Below are 18709 nucleotides of genomic sequence, written 5' to 3' on the forward strand. Positions count from 1 at the left end.
CATCCAACAATTGTTCCGGGAGCGAATGATGACCAACTTGCCCGATTACCTCAGTGACTCTGCCAGGGTGGATTCCGCCGCCATACAGCCCCTGCCAAGTTCACGTAAAATTTACGTACAGGGTAGCCGACCCGATCTGCGCGTGCCCATGCGGGAAATTACCGTGCAGGACACGCCTACCGAGATGGGCGGCGAAAAAAATCCACCAGTGGTGGTCTATGACACCTCCGGCCCCTACACCGATCCCGAAGCGACCATCGATCTGCGCAAGGGTCTCAAGCCGGTGCGTGCTGCATGGATAGCCGAGCGTGGGGATGTGGAGCAGCTCAGTGGCTACTCTTCCGAGTTTACCCGTCGGCGCATGAACGACCCCCAGCTCGACCCGCTGCGATTCATGGACGAACGCAAGCCATTGCGCGCCAGGCCCGGCTGCAACGTATCCCAGATGCACTACGCCCGCCGGGGCATCATCACCCCGGAGATGGAATACATCGCCATCCGCGAAAACATGAAGCTGCAGGAAGCGCGGGCCCAGGGCCTGCTCGACCAGCAGCACCCTGGCCAGTCGTTTGGTGCCAATCTGCCGCGCGAAATTACCCCGGAGTTCGTCAGGGACGAGGTGGCGCGGGGCCGGGCGATCATACCCGCCAACATTAACCACCCCGAGATCGAACCGATGATCATCGGCCGTAACTTCCTGGTGAAGATCAACGGCAACATTGGCAACTCGGCGGTAACTTCCTCCATTGAGGAAGAGGTGGAGAAGCTGACCTGGGGCATTCGCTGGGGCGCGGACACCATCATGGACCTCTCCACCGGCAGGAACATCCACGAGACCCGGGAGTGGATCATTCGCAATTCCCCGGTGCCCATCGGCACCGTGCCCATTTACCAGGCCCTGGAAAAAGTTGGTGGCGTGGCCGAGGACCTGACCTGGGAAATCTTCCGGGACACCCTGATTGAGCAGGCCGAGCAGGGCGTGGACTACTTCACCATCCATGCCGGCGTGCGACTGCACCATGTGCCGCTGACCGCCAACCGGGTCACCGGCATCGTCTCCCGTGGCGGCTCGATCATGGCCAAGTGGTGCCTGGCCCATCACAAGGAAAGCTTCCTGTACGAGCACTTCGAGGACATCTGCGAGATCATGAAGGCCTACGACGTGTCCTTCAGCCTCGGTGATGGCCTACGCCCGGGCTCTATTGCCGATGCCAACGACGCCGCCCAGTTCGGCGAACTGGAAACCCTTGGTGAGCTCACCAAGATTGCCTGGAAGCACGATGTGCAGTGCATGATCGAAGGCCCTGGCCATGTGCCCATGCATCTGGTGAAGGAAAACATGGACAAGCAGCTGGAATGCTGCGATGGGGCGCCGTTCTATACCCTCGGGCCACTGATTACCGACATTGCACCGGGTTATGATCACATCACCTCGGGCATCGGTGCTGCCATGATCGGCTGGTACGGCTGCGCCATGCTCTGTTACGTCACGCCCAAGGAGCACCTGGGCCTGCCCAACAAGGACGATGTGAAAACCGGCATCATCACCTACAAGATTGCCGCCCATGCAGCGGATCTGGCCAAGGGACACCCGGGTGCCCAGATTCGCGACAACGCCCTGTCCAAGGCCCGTTTCGAATTCCGCTGGGAGGATCAGTTCAACCTGGGCCTGGATCCGGACACCGCCCGCGCCTACCACGATGAGACCCTGCCCAAGGAGTCAGCGAAGGTGGCCCACTTCTGCTCCATGTGCGGCCCCAAGTTCTGCTCCATGCAGATCTCCCAGGAGGTGCGGGACTATGCCAGAGAGCACGGACTGGACGAGGTGTCGGCGGTGGATGCGGGCATGCAGGAGAAGTCCCGGGAATTCCTGGAATCGGGGAGCAAACTCTACGACAAGGTTTGAGCTTGAAGTCATGGCCGACTAGAGGCTATCGTTCAAAGTCGATTCAACGACCGGACGAAAAATGACCAAGCCGTTCCAGTTCACCGCCGACGACGTCAAAGTCGAAAAACGCGAGACCGTCTTCCAGGGCTTCTTCCGCATGGACAAGCTCTGGTTGACGCATCGACGTTTTGATGGCGAAGACATGCCCACCTTCACCCGGGAGCTGTTCATCCGGGGCGACGCCACCTGCGTGCTGCCCTACGATCCACAGCGGGACGAGGTGGTTCTGCTCGAACAGTTCCGCCTCGGCGCGTTGGGTAGGAAGCAGTCGCCCTGGCTGCTCGAGCTGGTGGCCGGCATGAACGAGGACGGCGAGAGCCCGGAGGAGGTGGCCCAGCGGGAAGGGCAGGAAGAGGCCGGGCTCACCTTTGAACCGCTGGAGAAGATCTGCGATTACCTGGTCTCACCGGGCGGCAGCACCGAAATGATCCATCTCTACTGCGGGCGCGTCAGCACGGAGAATGCGGGCGGCCTGTACGGCATGGAGCATGAGCACGAGGACATCCGCGCCCACGTGGTGTCGGCGGAGGACGCCATAGCGATGATCCACGATGGTCGTATCAACAACGCCGCCGCCATCATTGCGCTGCAGTGGCTCGAGCTCAATCGGGCCCGTCTCAGGAAAGGATGGCAGTGATGGGCGAGTGGACCATGAAACCCAGGCGCTATGTTCCGGATCTCCGGCAGCTCGGTGCCCTGTGTGATGGCAATTACCAGCGGCTGGCAAAGCTTCGCCAGCTGGAGGTGGACGGCAAGCCGGTGTGCGAGTTCGAGCTGCACCGTGAAAACCACTATCTGGGCCGCGTGCGCATCGAAGTGCTGCAAACCGCAAAGTTCACCGAAACCCTCCTGCTTGAGCAGGTCCACAATTCCGGACGCTGGCTCAATAACCCGCAGATGACCGTGCGGGTCTACCACGATGCCAGCATGGCAGAGGTCATCAGCTGTTACCGGGATCGGCAGATCGCGCCGGTGAACGATTACCCCAACCGCTTCATGCACCACCCCGATGAGAAGGTCCAGGTCAACGGCTTTCTGGCCGACTGGCTGGACTACTGTCTGCGTTTCGGCCACCTGCCCATGGAGCATGCGGCCTGGTCGGCCGGTGAAGGTGTCGACTGACGTTTTCGCTGCTGTCACGGATTCGCCGTTGTCATGGAAAGCCCCGTGAAAGCCCCGTTATGCCATCCCGCGCGGGTGCGGGTGGTGTACTAAAGTGGTGTGGCTATGGGCGACGGATGTGCCATAGTTGTCAAAAATTGCAATAAATTGCCATGGGCTGGCCAGAATGTGACTCGGGTTCGATTCACGGGTGATAAATCCGGGAACCTGCGTCGTACACTGGTGTCCAGACAGGGAATTGCCAGCGAGTAGATCCAGACATCCATGACCGCCAAGGAATCAACCCGGCCGTTCCGGGTACTTCAACTGACTGATCCGCATCTGATGGCCCGGGCCGACGGTGACCTCCTTGGCGTCCGGACCCTGGACAGCCTGCGGGCGGTGATCAGTGAGGTTCTCAAGACGCACGGTCAGCCGGATCTCATCCTGGCCACTGGCGATCTCGCCCAGGACGGCTCGGAGGAGGCGTACCGGGTGTTTGGTGATTGCCTGCGGGCGTTCTCCTGCCCCTCACTCTGGATTGCCGGTAATCACGATCACGCCGATAACCTCAGCCGGGTCGCGGCGAAATTCCATGCCGGTGCGCGGCACGCCGTTGAAGGCGGATGGCAGTTTGTGATGCTCGATTCCTCGGTACCCGGCAAGGTGTATGGTGCCCTGGCTGACTCGGAGCTGGCGTTTCTCGCCGACACTCTCGAGAAGCATCCGGATCTGCCGGCTGTGGTGGCGCTGCACCATCACCCGGTAGACATCGGTTCTGACTGGATGGAAAAAATCGGACTCACGAATCGGGATGCATTCTGGCAGGTTGTCGACCGGTTTCCGCAAGTAAAAGTGGTGCTCTGGGGCCACATCCATCAGGAGCATGAGCGCGACCGAAACGGCGTGACACTTCTGGCCACGCCCTCCACCTGTATTCAGTTCACGGCCGGCTCCAGCCGGTTCGCCGTTGAGGACCGTCCGCCCGGTTATCGCTGGTTTGAGTTCCATGACACCGGGCACTTCACCACAGAAGTGCGCCGGGCCACAGAGTTCCAGTTCCAGCTAGACCAGAACAGCACCGGTTACTGAATCGTCTCCCGCAATGTCCGGGCAGCTGCCACCATGTGCTGCAGAGCCGGAACCACTTCCTCCCACTGTCGCGTCTTCAAACCGCAATCCGGGTTCACCCAGAGCCGCTCGGCGGGGATCCGTTCTGCCGCTTTCTGCATCAGGGAGTGGATCTGCTCGCTGTCGGGGATGTTGGGGGAGTGAATGTCGTAAACGCCGGGGCCGATGTCGTTCGGATACTGGAAGTCCTGGAAGGCGTCCAGCAACTCCATGTCCGAGCGCGAGGTCTCAATGGTAATGACATCGGCGTCCATGCGTGCAATGGCTTCAATGATGTCGTTGAACTCTGAATAGCACATGTGGGTATGGATCTGGGTTTCGTCCCTTACGCCATTGGCTGCCACACGGAAGGCTTCGATGGCCCAGTCCAGGTAGTCTTTCCAGTCGGATTTTCGCAGCGGCAGGCCCTCGCGCAGGGCTGCCTCGTCAATCTGGATGATGCCAACACCGGCGGCCTCCAGGTCCAGGACCTCGTCCCGGATGGCCAGGGCCAGCTGCCGACAGCTTTCCCGGCGAGGCTGATCGTCGCGTACAAACGACCAGTTGAGGATGGTGACCGGGCCCGTCAGCATGCCTTTGAGCGGCTTGTCGGTCAGGGACTGAGCATAGCGGATCCAGTCCACGGTCATGGCACTGGGGCGCGAGATGTCACCAAACAGAATGGGCGGCTTCACGCAACGGGAGCCGTAGGACTGAACCCAGCCAAACTGGCTGAAGGTGTAGCCGTCGAGCTGCTCGCCAAAGTACTCCACCATGTCGTTGCGCTCTGCTTCGCCGTGTACCAGCACATCAAGGCCCAGTGCTTCCTGTTCGGTCACGCAGCGGCGGATTTCCTCGCGAATGCGTGCGGTGTAGTCCGCTTCGCTCAGTTCGCCCCGGCGGAACTGCAGGCGTGTCTGTCGAATATCCCAGGTCTGGGGAAAGGATCCGATGGTGGTGGTCGGAAAGCGCGGCAGACCGAGGCGCTTCTGCTGGGCAACGATGCGTTGGGTGTACGGGCTCTGGCGTTGCCCCAGTGAACGGGTAATGCTCTCAGTGCGGCTACGCACGTCGGGGTTGCACACCCGGCTTGACGTTTTCCGACTGAGGGCGGCGCTGGCCGAGGCTTTCAGTGCCTCGGAAACCGCGGCTCTGCCCTGGTTCAGGGCAGTGGCAAGAGTCGCCAGTTCCTCAAGCTTCTGTACGGCAAAGGCCAGCCAGTTTCGGATTTCCGGGTCCAGCTTCTGCTCACCGGCAAGATCGACGGGCACGTGAAGCAGCGAACAGGAGGGCGCAAGCCAGAGGCGGTCGCCCAGCTTTTCGTGAATCGGTTCCAGCCAGTCGAGGGTGTGTTCCAGGTTGGTTCGCCAGATGTTGCGACCGTTGATAACCCCCAGTGAAAGTTGCTTGTGGGGCGGCAGCCAGTCAACAACCCGCGCCACTTCCTGGGGAGCACTGACGGCGTCCAGATGCAACCCTGCGACCGGCAGCTCGCAGGCCAGTTGCAGGTTGTCCCTCAGTTCCCCGAAGTAAGTGGTCAGCAGCAGCTTCGGCCTGGCGGTTTTCAGGTGGTGGTAGGCCAGGCTGTAGGCGTGGCGCCAGTCAGCATCCAGGTCGGTCACCAGGGCGGGTTCGTCCACCTGCACCCAGTCAATGCCCTGGTCAGCCAGGCGTTCCAGAAGCTCCGAGTAGAGTGGCAGGAGGGTGTGCAGCAGGTCGAGGCGGTTGCTACCGTCTTTGGACTTACCAAGCCAGAGGTAGGTCACGGGGCCGATGATCACAGGCTTGGGTGTCTGTCCCTGGGCGCGGGCTTCGGCAATCTCTCCGAGCAGTCGGTTGGCGTTGAGGCTAAAACGGGTGTTGCGGGAAAACTCCGGCACAATGTAGTGGTAGTTGGTGTCGAACCACTTGGTCATTTCCCCGGCCTGCACGCCACAACAGGCGGACTCCTGGCCGGAGCGGCCGCGGGCCACGCGAAAATACCGTTCAAGCTCGGTGCCGCCGGATTCTGAAGCGCGTTCAGGCAGGTTCCCGAGGGTGGCGCTCATGTCCAGCACCTGATCATAAAAGGAAAAGTCACCCACCGGCACCCGGTCGAGACGCTGTTGTGCCTGCCAGTGCTTCCGGCGCAGGTCGGCGCCGGTTACCTGAAGTTCCTGTTCGCTCAGCTGGCCTTTCCAGAAGGCCTCCTGGGCGAATTTCAGTTCGCGACGGGCGCCAATGCGCGGAAAGCCGAGATTGTGTGTGGTTACCATGGGTTGCCCTCTGCTTGATGTGTGATGGGAATCGAATAAGTGAAGAAAGGGCAGGGTATCGGTCTTCATTGATGAAGAATAATGGTATTATTTCACCATTCCATGAAAATAGCTCATTAATAGGGCGTACGATGATCGAGCGTAACCATCTCGAAATCCTCCGTGCGGTGCAGGGGCAGGGCTCATTGACGGCGGCTGCCCAGCACCTTCACCTTACCCAGTCCGCTCTGAGCCATTCGATCAGGAAGCTGGAGCAGCAACTGGGCACCGATCTCTGGGTGAGGGAGGGGCGACAGCTCCGGTTGACCCAGTCTGGTGAGTACTTACTCTCGCTGGCTAACCGGCTATTGCCACAGCTTGAGCACGCCGAAATGCTGATTGGCCAGTTTGCCAGTGGCCAGCGGGGTACCTTGCGGATCGGTATGGAGTGCCATCCCTGCTACCAATGGCTACTGAAAGTCGTGGGGCCGTATCTGGAGCGCTGGCCGGGCGTGGATGTGGACGTAAAACAGAAATTCCAGTTTGGTGGCATTGGTGCGCTCTTCGGTCATGATATCGACATGCTCGTCACCCCTGATCCCTTGCACCGCCCGGGGTTGGTCTTCGAGCCAGTGTTTGACTACGAGCAGGTACTGGTCGTGGGCCAAGACCACTGCCTGGCCGGCAAGGCCTGGGCCGAGCCGGAGGATCTGGAAAAAGAAACCCTGATCACTTATCCGGTGGAGGTGGAGCGCCTCGATATCTATACACGGTTCCTGTTGCCGGCCCACACCAGCCCAGCCCGGCACAAGACCATCGAGACCACCGACATCATGCTGCAGATGGTCGCTGCTGGCCGGGGGGTGGCGGCCCTGCCTCGCTGGCTGGTGGCGGATTATGCCAGTCGCATTCCGGTGGTGCCGGTGCAACTCGGGGCGTCCGGCATTCCCAAGCAGATCTTCCTGGGCCTTCGTGAGAGGGACCGGGAGGTGGATTACCTCGAGGCGTTCATGGAACTGGCCCGCGGAACCGTTCAGGGGTTCGCTGGAAACGATGTCTTCGGGTAAACTGCGCAGAAAATTCTTTCAGGAAACCGGACCATGAGTGAGATTCCCGCAGATCTGAAATACATCGAAACCCACCAGTGGGTTCGTGTCGCCGATGACGGCACGGCCACGGTCGGCATTACCGATTTCGCCCAGGAGCAGCTGGGTGATGTAGTGTACATCGGCGTGCCGGATGTGGGTGCCACGGTCAATGGTGGCGAGGAGGCCGGCGTGGCCGAGTCGGTGAAGTCGGCGTCGGATGTGTTCAGTCCGGTAACCGGCGAGGTCATCGAGGTGAATGAGAGCCTGGAGGATGAGCCGGAGAAGGTGAACGAGGATCCTTACGGCGATGGCTGGATGTTCAAGGTGAAGCTGGCCGACCTCGGGGAGCTTGACGGCCTGATGGATGCGACGGCCTATTCGGAGCATGTGGCTGCCGAGGAGTAGGTTCTCGCTCTGATTTTGGTGCAGGAGCGGTCGGGCAGGGCCTTCGAAAACACGCTCCTTGCGGCACATCCCTGTGACGCTTGGGCTCCGCCATCCATGGCTCCGCACAGTTTTCGAAGGCCCTGCCCGACCGCTCCCGTACTTGGCAGTGGTCGCCAACAAGCGCTTCTATCCTGATTCCAATTTCTTCGGGTTGAGTCACATCATGAATTTTCCGGTTCTGTATCTCCGTAAAGGCGCCGAGCGCCGTCTCCGTGCTGGCCATCTCTGGGTTTACAGCAACGAGGTGGACACCCGTCGCAGCCCACTGACCAATTTTGAGGCCGGGGTGCAGGCGGAGCTTCGGGCATCCAATGACAAGGCATTGGGCACGGTGTTTGTGAACCCCCATGCCCTGATCTGTGGCCGGCTGATCAGCCGGGAAGCGGGACATGGTATGACGCCGCAGCGGCTGACCCAGCGGATGGAAGCGGCGCTGGCAATGCGTGAGCGGCTGTTTGACCGGCCCTTTTATCGGTGGGTCTACGGTGACAGCGATGGGCTGTCGGGGCTTGTGATTGACCGGTTCGATACCACGGTGGTGGTGCAGATTTCCACGGCCGGTATGGAGCTGATGAAGGACGCCATCGTGCGGGCGGTGCAGCGGCTGGTGCATCCCCAGGCGATCATTCTCAAGAACGATGGCAAGATGCGTAAGGTTGAGGGCCTGGATACCTATGTGGAGCTGGCCCATGGCTCCGAGGTCAGTCTGCTGGAGGTGGAGGAGAATGGGGTTCGGTTCCAGGTGCCACTGGAAGGTGGCCAGAAGACCGGCTGGTTCTACGATCACCGGATGAACCGGGCCCGTCTGCAGGCCTACGCACCCGGCAAGCGGGTGCTGGACGTGTTCAGTTACGTGGGCGGCTGGGGCATTCAGGCCGCGTGTGCAGGCGCGACCCAGGTGACCTGTGTGGACAGCTCAGCCGGTGCTATTGATTCGGTCCACCACAATGCCCGGCTGAATGGCCTGGACAATGTGGAAACCATCGAGGGCGATGCCTTCGACGCGCTGAAGGCGTTGGCGGAGGAGAAAGAGAAATACGATATTGTGGTCCTGGATCCGCCGGCACTGATTCCCCGGCGCCGGGACCAGAAGGCCGGCGAGGAGGCCTACGCCCGCCTGAACCAGTTGGGGCTCCGGCTGCTGGAGCGGGATGGCATTCTGGTCTCCGCCTCCTGCTCCATGCATCTTTCCCAGGAGAAGCTGGTGGACATCATCCGTGCCAGTGGCCGGAAGATCGACCGCTTTGTCCAGTTGCTGGAGCAGGGGCACCAGGCTCCGGACCATCCGGTGATTCCAGGTATCCCCGAGACGGATTACATCAAATCCTGCTTTGTGCGTTCGCTCACCGGATTTTTCTAGGCGGGCCGTCAGTCTCTCAGGGACATCACCTTCCAGCCCTGATCCCGGGCGAACTTCTCCAGTCTGGGGTCGGGGTCAACTGCCACCGGGTTGTCGACTTTCTGGAGCAGCGGCAGGTCGTTGTGGGAGTCGCTGTAGAACCAGGCGCCGTCGAGGGTCTTGCGGTGAGCTTCCAGCCAGTCGTCCAGCCTCGTTACCTTGCCGTCCTGGAAGCTGGGGGTGCCTGCCACTTCCCCGGTGAACTGGCCGTTAATCAGTTCCGGATCAGTCGCAATCAGGTGCTCAATCCCCAGGGCTTCGGCGATGGGTTCGGTTACGAAGCGGTTGGTGGCGGTAATGATCATCAGGGTGTGGCCCTGGGCCCGGTGGCTGTCCAGTAGGGCGCTGGCGCTGGCCAGCATCATTGGCTGCACTTTTTTCTCCATGAAGCGCTCACGCCAGACCAGGAGGTCGTCCATGCGGTTGCGGGCCAGCGGCTGCAGGGCAAAGCCGAGATAGTGACGGATATCGAGCTCGCCGTTCAGGTACTCCTGGTAGAACCGGTCGTTGGCCAACCGGTATTCCTCGGCATCCACAATGCCTTCCTCCACGAGAAACTCGCCCCAGGCGTGGTCGCTGTCGCCTGCCAGAAGGGTGTTGTCCAGATCAAAAATTGCGAGCGTCAAGCGGGTACCTCCAGCGGTCACGGGGGTTGCAAAGAAAAGCCAAGTCTACCACGACCTGTCCTCATCGGCTGCGTTTGCCGAACCCTTGGGATTCTGTAAGAATGAGAGCAACTTGGATAAATCCGACCGGTGAAATTTTGACCGGTCCACCGACTTTTAAGAGGACTGTGCCGTGATCGATTCAGACGGTTTCAGACCCAACGTCGGAATCATTCTGGCCAACCACAGAGGCGAAGTGCTCTGGGCTCGGCGAATAGGGCAGGACTCCTGGCAGTTCCCTCAGGGTGGCATCAAGCACGACGAATCCCCCGAGGATGCACTGTACCGGGAGCTTGGAGAAGAGGTCGGCCTGAGTGCCAGCGATGTGGAAATCATCAGCTGCACCCGGGGCTGGCTCAGGTATCGACTCCCCAGGAGGATGGTACGCCAGAACTCCCACCCCGTTTGTGTGGGCCAAAAACAGAAATGGTTCCTGCTGAGGATGTTATCGCCAGACGCGCGGGTATGCGTGGATGGCACCGATTCACCGGAGTTCGACGGATGGCAGTGGGTCAGCTACTGGTATCCGTTGGGTCAGGTGGTTTCATTCAAGCGTGAAGTGTATCGACGCGCGCTGAGAGAGCTTGCGCCGCGACTGTTCTATAACATGGACCAGTGGCACCGTGCCGAGCAGAACCAGCGCTTAAAGGAACACCAGAAATGACGGACTGACACCGCCATGCTGAGCATTCTGCGAAGTCTTGTACAAGAGGTAAACAGCGCCCGCGATCTGCAGGAGGCGCTGGATATCATTGTATCGCGGGTGCAGAAAGCCATGGGCACGGAAGTCTGTTCCGTTTATCTGCTGGATCCGGCCACCAACCGTTACATCCTCATGGCCACCGAGGGCCTCTACCGCAAGGCGGTGGGCCAGGTCAGCCTCGCTTACTCCGAGGGCCTGGTGGGTCTGGTGGGCTCCCGGGAGGAGCCCATCAACCTCGAAGATGCGCCCTCCCATCCCCGGTACCGCTATTTCCCCGAGACCGGGGAGGAACGATTCCGATCTTTCCTCGGTGTTCCCATTATTCACCATCGTCGTGTTCTGGGTGTGCTGGTGGTGCAGCAGCGGGAGAGTTCCCGCTGCTTTGATGAGGGCGAAGAGGCCTTCCTGGTCACCGTTTCTGCCCAACTGGCCGGGGTGATTGCCCACAGTGAAGCCACCGGCGCCATCAGCGGCCTGTCCCTGACTGGCGAAGAGGCTCACGATGTCAGCTTTAACGGCGTTCCAGGCGCTCCGGGGGTGGCGATCGGCCAGAGCGTGGTGGTCTATCCCGCCGCCGACCTTGATGTGGTTCCCGAGAAGCCGACCGAGGACGTAGACCAGGAACTGGAGCTGTTCCGTGCTGCGGTCACTGCGGTGCGCGAGGACATCGAGCGCGTTGCCAAGCGCCTGGCGTCGCAGCTGCGGCCGGAAGAGCAGGCGCTGTTTGATGTCTACCTGAGGATGCTCGGTGACGACGCCTTGCCTGGCGAGGTGGCCAACAAGATCCGCGAGGGGATCTGGGCCCAGGGCGCCCTGAAACAGGTGGTCCAGCAGTACGTGCGCCATTTCGAGATGATGGACGACCATTACCTGCAGGAGCGGGCCGTGGATATCCGCGACCTGGGCCGCCGCCTGCTGTCGCACCTGCAGGAAGGTGAGCAGAAGCACCTGAATTATCCGGAACGGACGGTTCTGGTCAGCGAGGAGCTGACGCCGGCCATGCTGGGTGAAGTGCCCAAGGGGCAACTGGTGGGCCTGGTCTCGGTGAAGGGCTCCAGCAACTCGCATGTGGCGATCCTCGCAAGGGCCATGGGTGTGCCTACGGTCATGGGACTGGTCGATATTCCGGTGAACCAGCTCGATGGCAAGGAGCTGATTGTTGACGGCTTCGAGGGCCAGATTTTTGCCTCGCCTTCGGCGGATCTGCGCTCCTTTTACCAGGCGATCTGCGATGAAGAGGATGAGCTGATCCGTGGCCTGGAAGTGCTCAAGGACAAACCCTGCGAAACCACGGATCACCACAGGGTCTCGTTGCTGGTGAACACCGGCCTGATGACCGATGTGGTCCGCTCGCTCTCCAACGGTGCCGAGGGCATTGGCCTGTACCGGACCGAAGTGCCGTTCATGATCAAGGATCGCTTTCCGTCGGAGCAGGAGCAGCGGGAGTATTACCGGGAGCAGCTGGAGGCGTTTGCCCCCAATCCCGTGACCATGCGTACCCTGGACATCGGCGGCGACAAGGCGCTCACCTACTTCCCGATCCAGGAGGAAAACCCGTTCCTCGGCTGGCGGGGCATTCGTGTGACCCTCGACCACCCGGAGATCTTCCTGGTGCAGGTGCGGGCCATGCTCAAGGCCAGCGAGGGCCTGAACAACCTGCAGATCATGCTGCCGATGATTTCCAACATCTCCGAGGTGGAGGAGTCACTGCACCTGATTTACCGGGTGTATCACGAGGTCCGGGAAGAAGGCTATGACATCCACATGCCGAAAGTCGGTGTGATGGTGGAAATTCCGGCGGCGGTCTATCAGATTCGTGAACTTGCTGATCGGGTGGATTTCCTGTCGGTGGGCTCCAACGACCTTACCCAGTACCTGCTCGCCGTGGACCGGAACAATCCGCGAGTGGCACAGCTGTATCACTCCTACCATCCGGCCGTGCTTCAGGCCCTGGTGCGCATTGCCCAGGACGCCCATTCGGTGGGCAAGCCGGTGGGCATTTGTGGCGAGCTGGCCGGCGACCCCGGTGGCGCCCTGTTGCTGATGGCGATGGGCTACGACTCGCTTTCGATGAACGCGGCCAGCCTGCCGAAGGTCAAGTCGGTGATTCGCAGCGTGAGCCGGGAGTGGGCCATGCAGCTGCTCGAGGACGTACTCCTGCTGGATTCCCCCCACGTGATCAAGAGTTGTGTCGATCTGGCCTTGCGAAATGCCGGTTTTGGCCGCTATCTGCGCCCCGGCAAATCCACGGCCATGGCGGTGTCGGAAGCAGCGGTTTCCTGATTGTCGACGGATTTTCCGGCAATATAGGGTGTGAACTCTAAAACCGGTTGTTATCGTGTTACCTGCAGTATCCGGTGGCCCTCGGTAGGGGCCCGCACTTTCATCCGGAAAAAGGAAGGCTATGACATCGCCAACTGATCCTCAATCTGCTCCCCGCATCGGGCTGGCCCTGGGCGGCGGCGGACCCCTGGGAGGTATCTACGAGATCGGAGCCCTGCGGGCCCTCGATGAGGCCCTGGACGGCCTCGATTTCAACAACATCGATGTCTACGTTGGCGTCAATGCCGGGTCTTTTGTGGCTGCCAACCTGGCCAACCAGATGACTACGGCGCAGCTCTGCCGCATTTTCGTGCGTAACGAAGCCGAGGTGCATCCATTCCACCCGGAAGTGTTCTATCGTCCGGCGTTTCGTGAGATAGGCAGCCGGTTGCTGGCGGTGCCAGGCCTGCTCGCCACTGCCATGAGCCGCTTCATCAACAACCCTTACGACCAGAGCCTGCTCGAGGCAATGACCATTCTGGCCCAGGCGGCGCCGGCAGGTCTGTTCGATAATGAGGGGCTGCACGAGTACCTCAAGCGGGCCTTTACCATGCTCGGTCGTACCAACGATTTTCGCCAGCTCAAGCGCAGCCTCTACATTGTGGCGGCGGATGTCGAAAGTACAGAAGCCGTCTGTTTCGGTGCGCCGGGCTTTGATCATGTGCCCATTTCCAGGGCCATCCAGGCCAGCACCTCCTCGCCCGGGCTCTATGTACCGGTGGATATCGACGGTCGTTACTACGTGGACGGAACCTTGCGCAAGGGCTTGCACGCCTCCGTGGCCTTCGAGGATGGCGCGGACCTGGTGTTTGCGGTCAACCCGCAGGTGCCGATAGACGCCAGTGCGGCCGTGCGGGCCGGTTCCATGAAGCCCGGGGAGCTTACCCGTTCAGGCATGCCGAACCTGCTGTCGCAGACGTTCCGGACCATGGTGTATTCCAGAATGCAGTCGGGCATTGCCCAGTATGCGCGGGACTATCCGGACAAGGATATACTGCTGTTCGAGCCGACCCGGGATGACGCCAAGCTGTTCTTCTCCAACGTGTTCAGCTTCCAGTCCAGACGGATGGTGTGTGAACATGCCTACCAGATGACCCGCCGGGATCTGTTGGAGCGTGCCGATCAGTTGGAGCCCAAGCTGGCGAAATACGGCATTACACTGAGACGGGATCGCCTGGAAGACGAGCAGCGAACCATCAGTACCAGCCTCTATGGTGAAATGCTGCCGCTCTATGTCGCCAAGGGGCGGAAGAAAAAGGCCGACAAGGGCAAGCTGGCCTCGGGGCTGGAGAACGTGACCCACCTGTTTTCAAAGGCCGAATAACGTCGGCACAACACCGGCAAAACAGGGGGCAGAGCCGGTTTAACTCCGGCCCCCCCCCCCCTTTCGTTCAGAGAATGTAGCGGCTCAGGTCCTCGTCCTCGGACAGCTCGCCCAGCTTCTCATCCACGTAGTCGGCAGTCACCTCGAAGGTCTCGGTAACCTTGTCGCCGGCATCGAATGACAGGGTCTCGAGAAGCCGCTCCAGTACCGTATGAAGGCGCCGCGCCCCGATGTTCTCGGTACTCTCGTTCACCTTCCAGGCCACTTCGGCAATCCGGGCAATGGCATCCTCACCAAAGGTCAGCTTCACGCCCTCGGTGGCCAGCAGTGCCTCGTACTGTTGAACCAGTGAGGCGTCCGGTTCGGTCAGAATGCGTTTGAAATCTTCGGGTGTCAGGGCCTGCAGTTCCACGCGAATCGGCAAACGGCCCTGCAGTTCCGGAATCAGGTCTGACGGCTTGGACAGGTGGAAGGCACCCGAGGCGATAAACAGAATGTGGTCCGTGCGCACAGCGCCGTACTTGGTGCTCACCGTGCTGCCCTCAATCAGGGGCAGCAGGTCCCGCTGTACGCCCTCCCGGGAGACGTCCGAGGAGGTGTTTTCCGAACGCTTGGCCACCTTGTCGATCTCGTCGATAAACACGATGCCATTCTGTTCCACAGCCTGGATGGCCTTCTGTTTGATCTCTTCCTCGTTGACCAGCTTCGCGGCTTCTTCTTCCTTGACCCGCTTGAGCGCGTCCGCCACTTTCATCTTGCGGGTCTTGCGCTTGTCCGAGGACAGGCTGGAGAACATGTTCTGCAACTGGCTGGTCATCTCCTCCATGCCCGGTGGCGCCATGATCTCGACGCCGGCGCCGGAGTTGCGCAGGTCGATCTCGATCTCCTTGTCGTCCAGTTCGCCTTCCCGGAGTTTTTTCCGGAACAGCTGGCGTGTCGAGGAGTCGGAGCCGCGCTGGCTGTCCTCGTTGAAGTCCCTGGGCGGAGGTATCAGGGCATCGAGAATGCGTTCTTCAGCAGCATCCAGCGCCCGGTTCTCATGCCGCTTCATTTCCGCTTCGCGCAGCATCTTGATGGCCATGTCGGCGAGATCCCGAACGATGGATTCCACATCACGGCCAACGTAGCCTACCTCGGTGAATTTGGTGGCTTCCACCTTCAGGAAGGGCGCATCGGCCAATTTGGCCAGGCGCCGGGCGATTTCGGTCTTGCCGACACCGGTGGGGCCGATCATCAGGATGTTCTTGGGGGTGATTTCTTCGCGCAGGCTGCTGTCGAGCTGCATCCGGCGCCAGCGGTTACGCAGGGCGATGGCCACCGCACGTTTGGCTTCTTCCTGGCCCACGATGTGTTTGTTGAGCTCGTGGACAATCTCACGGGGAGTCATTGCAGACATGGTCGCTCCGGATCACTCGTTGGCAGAGAGCACTTCAAGGGTGCGATTGTGGTTGGTGTAGATGCAGATGTCGGCAGCGATATCGAGGCCCTTCTCGACAATCTCGTGGGCAGACAGGTCGGTATTCTCCAGCAGCGCCCGTGCGGATGCCTGGGCAAAGGGCCCGCCGGAACCAATGGCAATCAGGCCCTGTTCCGGCTCAATGACATCTCCGTTGCCTGTGATGATCAGGGATGCGGTCTTGTCGGCCACTGCCAACAGGGCCTCGAGTCTGCGAAGGGCGCGGTCGGTGCGCCAGTCTTTCGCCAGCTCCACGGCGGCCCGGGTCAGGTTGCCCTGGTGTTTTTCCAGCTGGGCCTCGAAGCGCTCAAACAGGGTGAAGGCGTCCGCCGTGCCGCCGGCAAAGCCGGCAATTACCTTGCCGTTGTATAGGCGGCGTACCTTTCGGGCATTGCCCTTCATCACGGTGTTGCCCAGGGAAACCTGGCCGTCGCCACCCATGGCAACTTCGTCATCACGTCGGACCGACAGAATGGTAGTCATTTGGGCTCCAATTGCCTGATTGAAATTGGTATCCCGTTGTTATGGAGGCGGGTGGTGCGAATTCAAGGTGGTTTGATTCGAGCTAGTTGAATCATCCGTCTTTGGGGATTTTCCGGACCAGTGGCTGAATATTCAGGGACACCAGCTTGTCGATGGCGGAGTTCATCTGGCTTCGCGAGGTAAACGGACCGACGTTCACCCGGTACCAGACCGAGCCGCTGTCCAGGTCGATCCGCTGTATGTTTGCCCGCAGGCCCTGGAAGGCGATCTGGGCGCGCTGGCGTTCGGCGTCTTCCTGGCTGCGGAAAGAGCCGGACTGGACCAGATAGTTGAACTCCTGCTGCGCTGGCCCGGGCGTATACTCCTCTACCTTCGGGGGCACCACCTCGGATTCGGGCAGCATCTCGTAAAAACGGAACCCCGGTTTGTCTTCCCTGGCGGTCGCTCCGGGAGACTTTTCGGCCGGTTTCGGGGCCGGTTGGGTCACTGACGGCTGCTGGGGGCCAGAGGTGGTGGGCAGCGAGTTGAGATAGACAATGAACCCGACAAAGCCACCGACCGCCGCCAGCGACAGAATCCATTTCAGGGACAGCCCGCCGTGCTGCGCCCGGGCAGACGGCGCAGGCCTTGCGCGGGCGGTCTTCGGCTTCGCCGCTTTCGCGGGTTTGCTGCGGGGCGTGGCCGAGGCCTTGGCAGGCCTGTCCTTGCGGGCATAATCTCGGGACATTGGCGGTTACATCTCTTCCGGAGCGCTGACGCCCAGCAGGTCGAGCCCGTTGGCGATGACCTGCCTGATTGCCAGATAAAGACTTACTCGGGCGTCGCGCAGAGCCTTGTCCTCAATCAGCACCTTGTGGGCGTTGTAGTATGTGTGGAACTGGCCAGCCAGTTCCCGCAAATAATGCGTGAGGTGATGGGGCTCACGCTGGGCCGCGGAGTTGGCAATCAGTTCCGGGTACTTGGCCAACTGATTGGCCAGGTCCTTTTCCTCATCCAGGGTCAGCAGCGACAGATCGCCGATGCACTCGTTACGGCCCCGGGTTTCACCTTCCTCTGCCAGTTTGCGCAGTACGCTGCAGATGCGGGCATGGGCATACTGAATGTAGTAGACCGGGTTTTCATTGGTCTGGGAGCGGGCCAGATCGATATCAAAGGTCAACTGGGAGTCCACCCGACGGGCCGCCAGGAAGAAACGGGTGGCGTCGCGGCCCACTTCGTCGATCAGATCACGAACGGTCACGTAGCTGCCGGCCCGCTTTGAGATTTTCACCTCCTGGCCGGAGCGGGTGACCATCACCATCTGGTGCAGAACGTAGTCGGGCCAGCCTTGCGGGATGCCGGCGTTCAGGGCCTGCAACCCCGCGCGCACCCGGGTAACCGTGGAGTGATGGTCGGCGCCCTGCTCGTTGATCACGGTGGTATAGCCGCGCTGCCATTTGTCCAGGTGGTAGGCCACATCCGGCAGGAAATAGGTGTAGCCACCATCCTTCTTGCGCATCACCCGGTCCTTGTCGTCGCCGAATTCGGTGGTTTTCAGCCACATGGCGCCGTCCTGCTCGTAGGTGTAGCCGTTGTCCTGCAAGCGCTTGACCGTGGCCTCCACCTTGCCGTCCTGGTAGAGCGAGGATTCCAGGAAGTACACATCAAACTGAACGCCGAAGGCTTTCAGGTCCAGGTCCTGCTCCCGGCGCAGATAGGCGACAGCGAACTCACGGATCGCGTCCTGATCTTCCGGGTCGGCTTTGGCCGTCACTGCACGGTCGTCTGCGGTGACGGTTTCGCCAGCAAGGTAAGCCCTGGCCACGTCTACAATGTAATCACCCCGGTAGCCGTCCGCTGGCCAGCTGTCGTCCTCTGGCGTCAGGCCTTTCACCCTGGCCTGGACCGACAGTGCCAGGTTGTTGATCTGGGCTCCGGCGTCGTTGTAGTAGAACTCCCGGGTAACGTTGTAACCATTGGCTTCCAGCAGCCGGCAGAGGCAGTCACCAATGGCCGCGCCCCGTCCGTGGCCCACATGCAGAGGCCCCGTCGGGTTGGCAGAGACAAATTCCACCTGCACTTTCTCACCCTTGCCCTGATTGTTGCGACCGAATCGCTCCGCCTGGTCGAGGATGGTTTCGACAACTTCGAAGGCGCTCGCCGTGCTCATGAAAAAGTTGATGAAGCCCGGCCCGGCGATCTCCACCTTGTCCACTGCCTTGCTGGCCGGCAGGTTTGCCACCAGCGCCTCTGCCAGTTGGCGCGGTGCGCAGCCCGCAGCCTTGGAGGCCACCAGGGCAATGTTACAGGCGTAGTCGCCGTGGGATTTGTCCTTGGTGTTGCCTACCTGCGGCGTGAAGGTCTGGTCCGCGGGCAGGGTGCCATCGGATTGGAGGGCCGCCAGTGCAGACTGGAGCAGTTCGGAAACGGTCTCTTTCATGCTGTCAGAT

Annotated in this window: 16 protein-coding genes; 10 read left to right on the forward strand and 6 right to left on the reverse strand. The window is 60.8% G+C overall.

Going from position 1 to position 18709, the window contains the following annotated elements; all coding sequences use genetic code 11:
- Positions 1–28: 28 nt before the first annotated feature.
- The 4 genes from thiC to cpdA all read left to right on the forward strand — a co-directional run bounded on the left by thiC (position 29) and on the right by cpdA (position 4141).
- On the forward strand, positions 29–1906 hold the full coding sequence (gene thiC / locus ACFC20_RS12720) for a phosphomethylpyrimidine synthase ThiC (protein ID WP_375193333.1): 1878 nt from the start codon (positions 29–31) through the stop codon (positions 1904–1906).
- 61 nt (positions 1907–1967) lie between these two features.
- On the forward strand, positions 1968–2585 hold the full coding sequence (locus tag ACFC20_RS12725; RefSeq protein WP_375193334.1) for an NUDIX domain-containing protein: 618 nt from the start codon (positions 1968–1970) through the stop codon (positions 2583–2585).
- Positions 2585–3070: a DUF1249 domain-containing protein gene (locus ACFC20_RS12730; RefSeq protein ID WP_091992269.1), complete on the forward strand. Its 486-nt coding sequence runs from the start codon at positions 2585–2587 to the stop codon at positions 3068–3070. Before ACFC20_RS12725 ends, ACFC20_RS12730 begins: the two co-directional genes overlap by 1 nt.
- Positions 3071–3334: 264 nt before the next feature.
- The gene (gene cpdA / locus ACFC20_RS12735) at positions 3335–4141 is read left to right on the forward strand and encodes a 3',5'-cyclic-AMP phosphodiesterase (RefSeq protein WP_375193335.1); all 807 of its coding nucleotides are present in this window, start codon (positions 3335–3337) and stop codon (positions 4139–4141) included.
- On the opposite strand, the gene metE is transcribed toward cpdA, so the two are convergent.
- Positions 4135–6414: a 5-methyltetrahydropteroyltriglutamate--homocysteine S-methyltransferase gene (metE, locus tag ACFC20_RS12740; RefSeq protein WP_375193336.1), complete on the reverse strand. Its 2280-nt coding sequence runs from the start codon at positions 6412–6414 to the stop codon at positions 4135–4137. The two genes, cpdA and metE, sit on opposite strands and share 7 nt — an antisense overlap.
- Positions 6415–6545: 131 nt before the next feature.
- Between metE and ACFC20_RS12745 the strand changes: the two genes are divergently transcribed.
- The 3 genes from ACFC20_RS12745 (at position 6546) to ACFC20_RS12755 (ending at position 9288) form a co-directional block, all read left to right on the forward strand.
- Positions 6546–7460, forward strand: coding sequence for a LysR family transcriptional regulator (locus tag ACFC20_RS12745; protein ID WP_375193337.1), 915 nt, complete (start codon positions 6546–6548; stop codon positions 7458–7460).
- A 33-nt stretch (positions 7461–7493) separates the two neighbouring features.
- Entirely contained in the window at positions 7494–7886 is a 393-nt protein-coding gene (gene gcvH / locus ACFC20_RS12750) for a glycine cleavage system protein GcvH (RefSeq protein WP_375193338.1), read from the forward strand.
- A 205-nt stretch (positions 7887–8091) separates the two neighbouring features.
- A complete protein-coding gene (locus ACFC20_RS12755) occupies positions 8092–9288 on the forward strand; it encodes a class I SAM-dependent rRNA methyltransferase (protein ID WP_375193339.1) in 1197 nt (398 codons plus the stop codon).
- 8 nt (positions 9289–9296) lie between these two features.
- On the opposite strand, the gene ACFC20_RS12760 is transcribed toward ACFC20_RS12755, so the two are convergent.
- Positions 9297–9953, reverse strand: coding sequence for an HAD family hydrolase (locus ACFC20_RS12760; protein ID WP_375193340.1), 657 nt, complete (start codon positions 9951–9953; stop codon positions 9297–9299).
- A gap of 172 nt (positions 9954–10125) precedes the next feature.
- Between ACFC20_RS12760 and ACFC20_RS12765 the strand changes: the two genes are divergently transcribed.
- From ACFC20_RS12765 to ACFC20_RS12775, 3 genes are all read left to right on the forward strand, one after another.
- Positions 10126–10656, forward strand: a complete 531-nt coding sequence (locus ACFC20_RS12765; RefSeq protein ID WP_091992276.1) for an RNA pyrophosphohydrolase — start codon at positions 10126–10128, stop codon at positions 10654–10656.
- Positions 10657–10671: 15 nt separating this feature from the next.
- Positions 10672–12978, forward strand: a complete 2307-nt coding sequence (gene ptsP / locus ACFC20_RS12770; RefSeq protein ID WP_375193341.1) for a phosphoenolpyruvate--protein phosphotransferase — start codon at positions 10672–10674, stop codon at positions 12976–12978.
- Between the two features lie 121 nt (positions 12979–13099).
- Complete coding sequence (locus ACFC20_RS12775) at positions 13100–14341, forward strand: patatin-like phospholipase family protein (protein WP_375193342.1); 1242 nt, start codon at positions 13100–13102, stop codon at positions 14339–14341.
- Positions 14342–14408: 67 nt separating this feature from the next.
- Here ACFC20_RS12775 and hslU read toward each other — a convergent pair whose 3' ends face one another.
- From hslU to argS, 4 genes are all read right to left on the reverse strand, one after another.
- The gene (hslU, locus tag ACFC20_RS12780) at positions 14409–15737 is read right to left on the reverse strand and encodes an ATP-dependent protease ATPase subunit HslU (RefSeq protein ID WP_375193343.1); all 1329 of its coding nucleotides are present in this window, start codon (positions 15735–15737) and stop codon (positions 14409–14411) included.
- Between the two features lie 12 nt (positions 15738–15749).
- Positions 15750–16280, reverse strand: coding sequence for an ATP-dependent protease subunit HslV (hslV, locus tag ACFC20_RS12785; protein WP_091992280.1), 531 nt, complete (start codon positions 16278–16280; stop codon positions 15750–15752).
- Positions 16281–16371: 91 nt separating this feature from the next.
- A complete protein-coding gene (locus ACFC20_RS12790) occupies positions 16372–17007 on the reverse strand; it encodes an SPOR domain-containing protein (protein WP_375193344.1) in 636 nt (211 codons plus the stop codon).
- 6 nt (positions 17008–17013) lie between these two features.
- Complete coding sequence (gene argS / locus ACFC20_RS12795) at positions 17014–18699, reverse strand: arginine--tRNA ligase (protein ID WP_375193345.1); 1686 nt, start codon at positions 18697–18699, stop codon at positions 17014–17016.
- Between the last annotated feature and the right edge of the window lie 10 nt (positions 18700–18709).

Origin of the sequence: Marinobacter sp., from assembly GCF_041984545.1 — a bacterium.
Lineage (GTDB): Bacteria > Pseudomonadota > Gammaproteobacteria > Pseudomonadales > Oleiphilaceae > Marinobacter.

Coding starts and splice junctions, on each gene's coding strand:
- gcvH (WP_375193338.1), top strand. CDS start 7,494: ATGAGTGAGATTCCCGCAGATCTGAAATACATCGAAACCCACCAGTGG.
- ACFC20_RS12725 (WP_375193334.1), top strand. CDS start 1,968: ATGACCAAGCCGTTCCAGTTCACCGCCGACGACGTCAAAGTCGAAAAA.
- thiC (WP_375193333.1), top strand. CDS start 29: ATGACCAACTTGCCCGATTACCTCAGTGACTCTGCCAGGGTGGATTCC.
- hslU (WP_375193343.1), bottom strand. CDS start 15,737: ATGTCTGCAATGACTCCCCGTGAGATTGTCCACGAGCTCAACAAACAC.
- hslV (WP_091992280.1), bottom strand. CDS start 16,280: ATGACTACCATTCTGTCGGTCCGACGTGATGACGAAGTTGCCATGGGT.
- ACFC20_RS12755 (WP_375193339.1), top strand. CDS start 8,092: ATGAATTTTCCGGTTCTGTATCTCCGTAAAGGCGCCGAGCGCCGTCTC.
- cpdA (WP_375193335.1), top strand. CDS start 3,335: ATGACCGCCAAGGAATCAACCCGGCCGTTCCGGGTACTTCAACTGACT.
- ACFC20_RS12745 (WP_375193337.1), top strand. CDS start 6,546: ATGATCGAGCGTAACCATCTCGAAATCCTCCGTGCGGTGCAGGGGCAG.
- argS (WP_375193345.1), bottom strand. CDS start 18,699: ATGAAAGAGACCGTTTCCGAACTGCTCCAGTCTGCACTGGCGGCCCTC.
- ACFC20_RS12790 (WP_375193344.1), bottom strand. CDS start 17,007: ATGTCCCGAGATTATGCCCGCAAGGACAGGCCTGCCAAGGCCTCGGCC.
- metE (WP_375193336.1), bottom strand. CDS start 6,414: ATGGTAACCACACACAATCTCGGCTTTCCGCGCATTGGCGCCCGTCGC.
- ptsP (WP_375193341.1), top strand. CDS start 10,672: ATGCTGAGCATTCTGCGAAGTCTTGTACAAGAGGTAAACAGCGCCCGC.
- ACFC20_RS12775 (WP_375193342.1), top strand. CDS start 13,100: ATGACATCGCCAACTGATCCTCAATCTGCTCCCCGCATCGGGCTGGCC.
- ACFC20_RS12730 (WP_091992269.1), top strand. CDS start 2,585: ATGGGCGAGTGGACCATGAAACCCAGGCGCTATGTTCCGGATCTCCGG.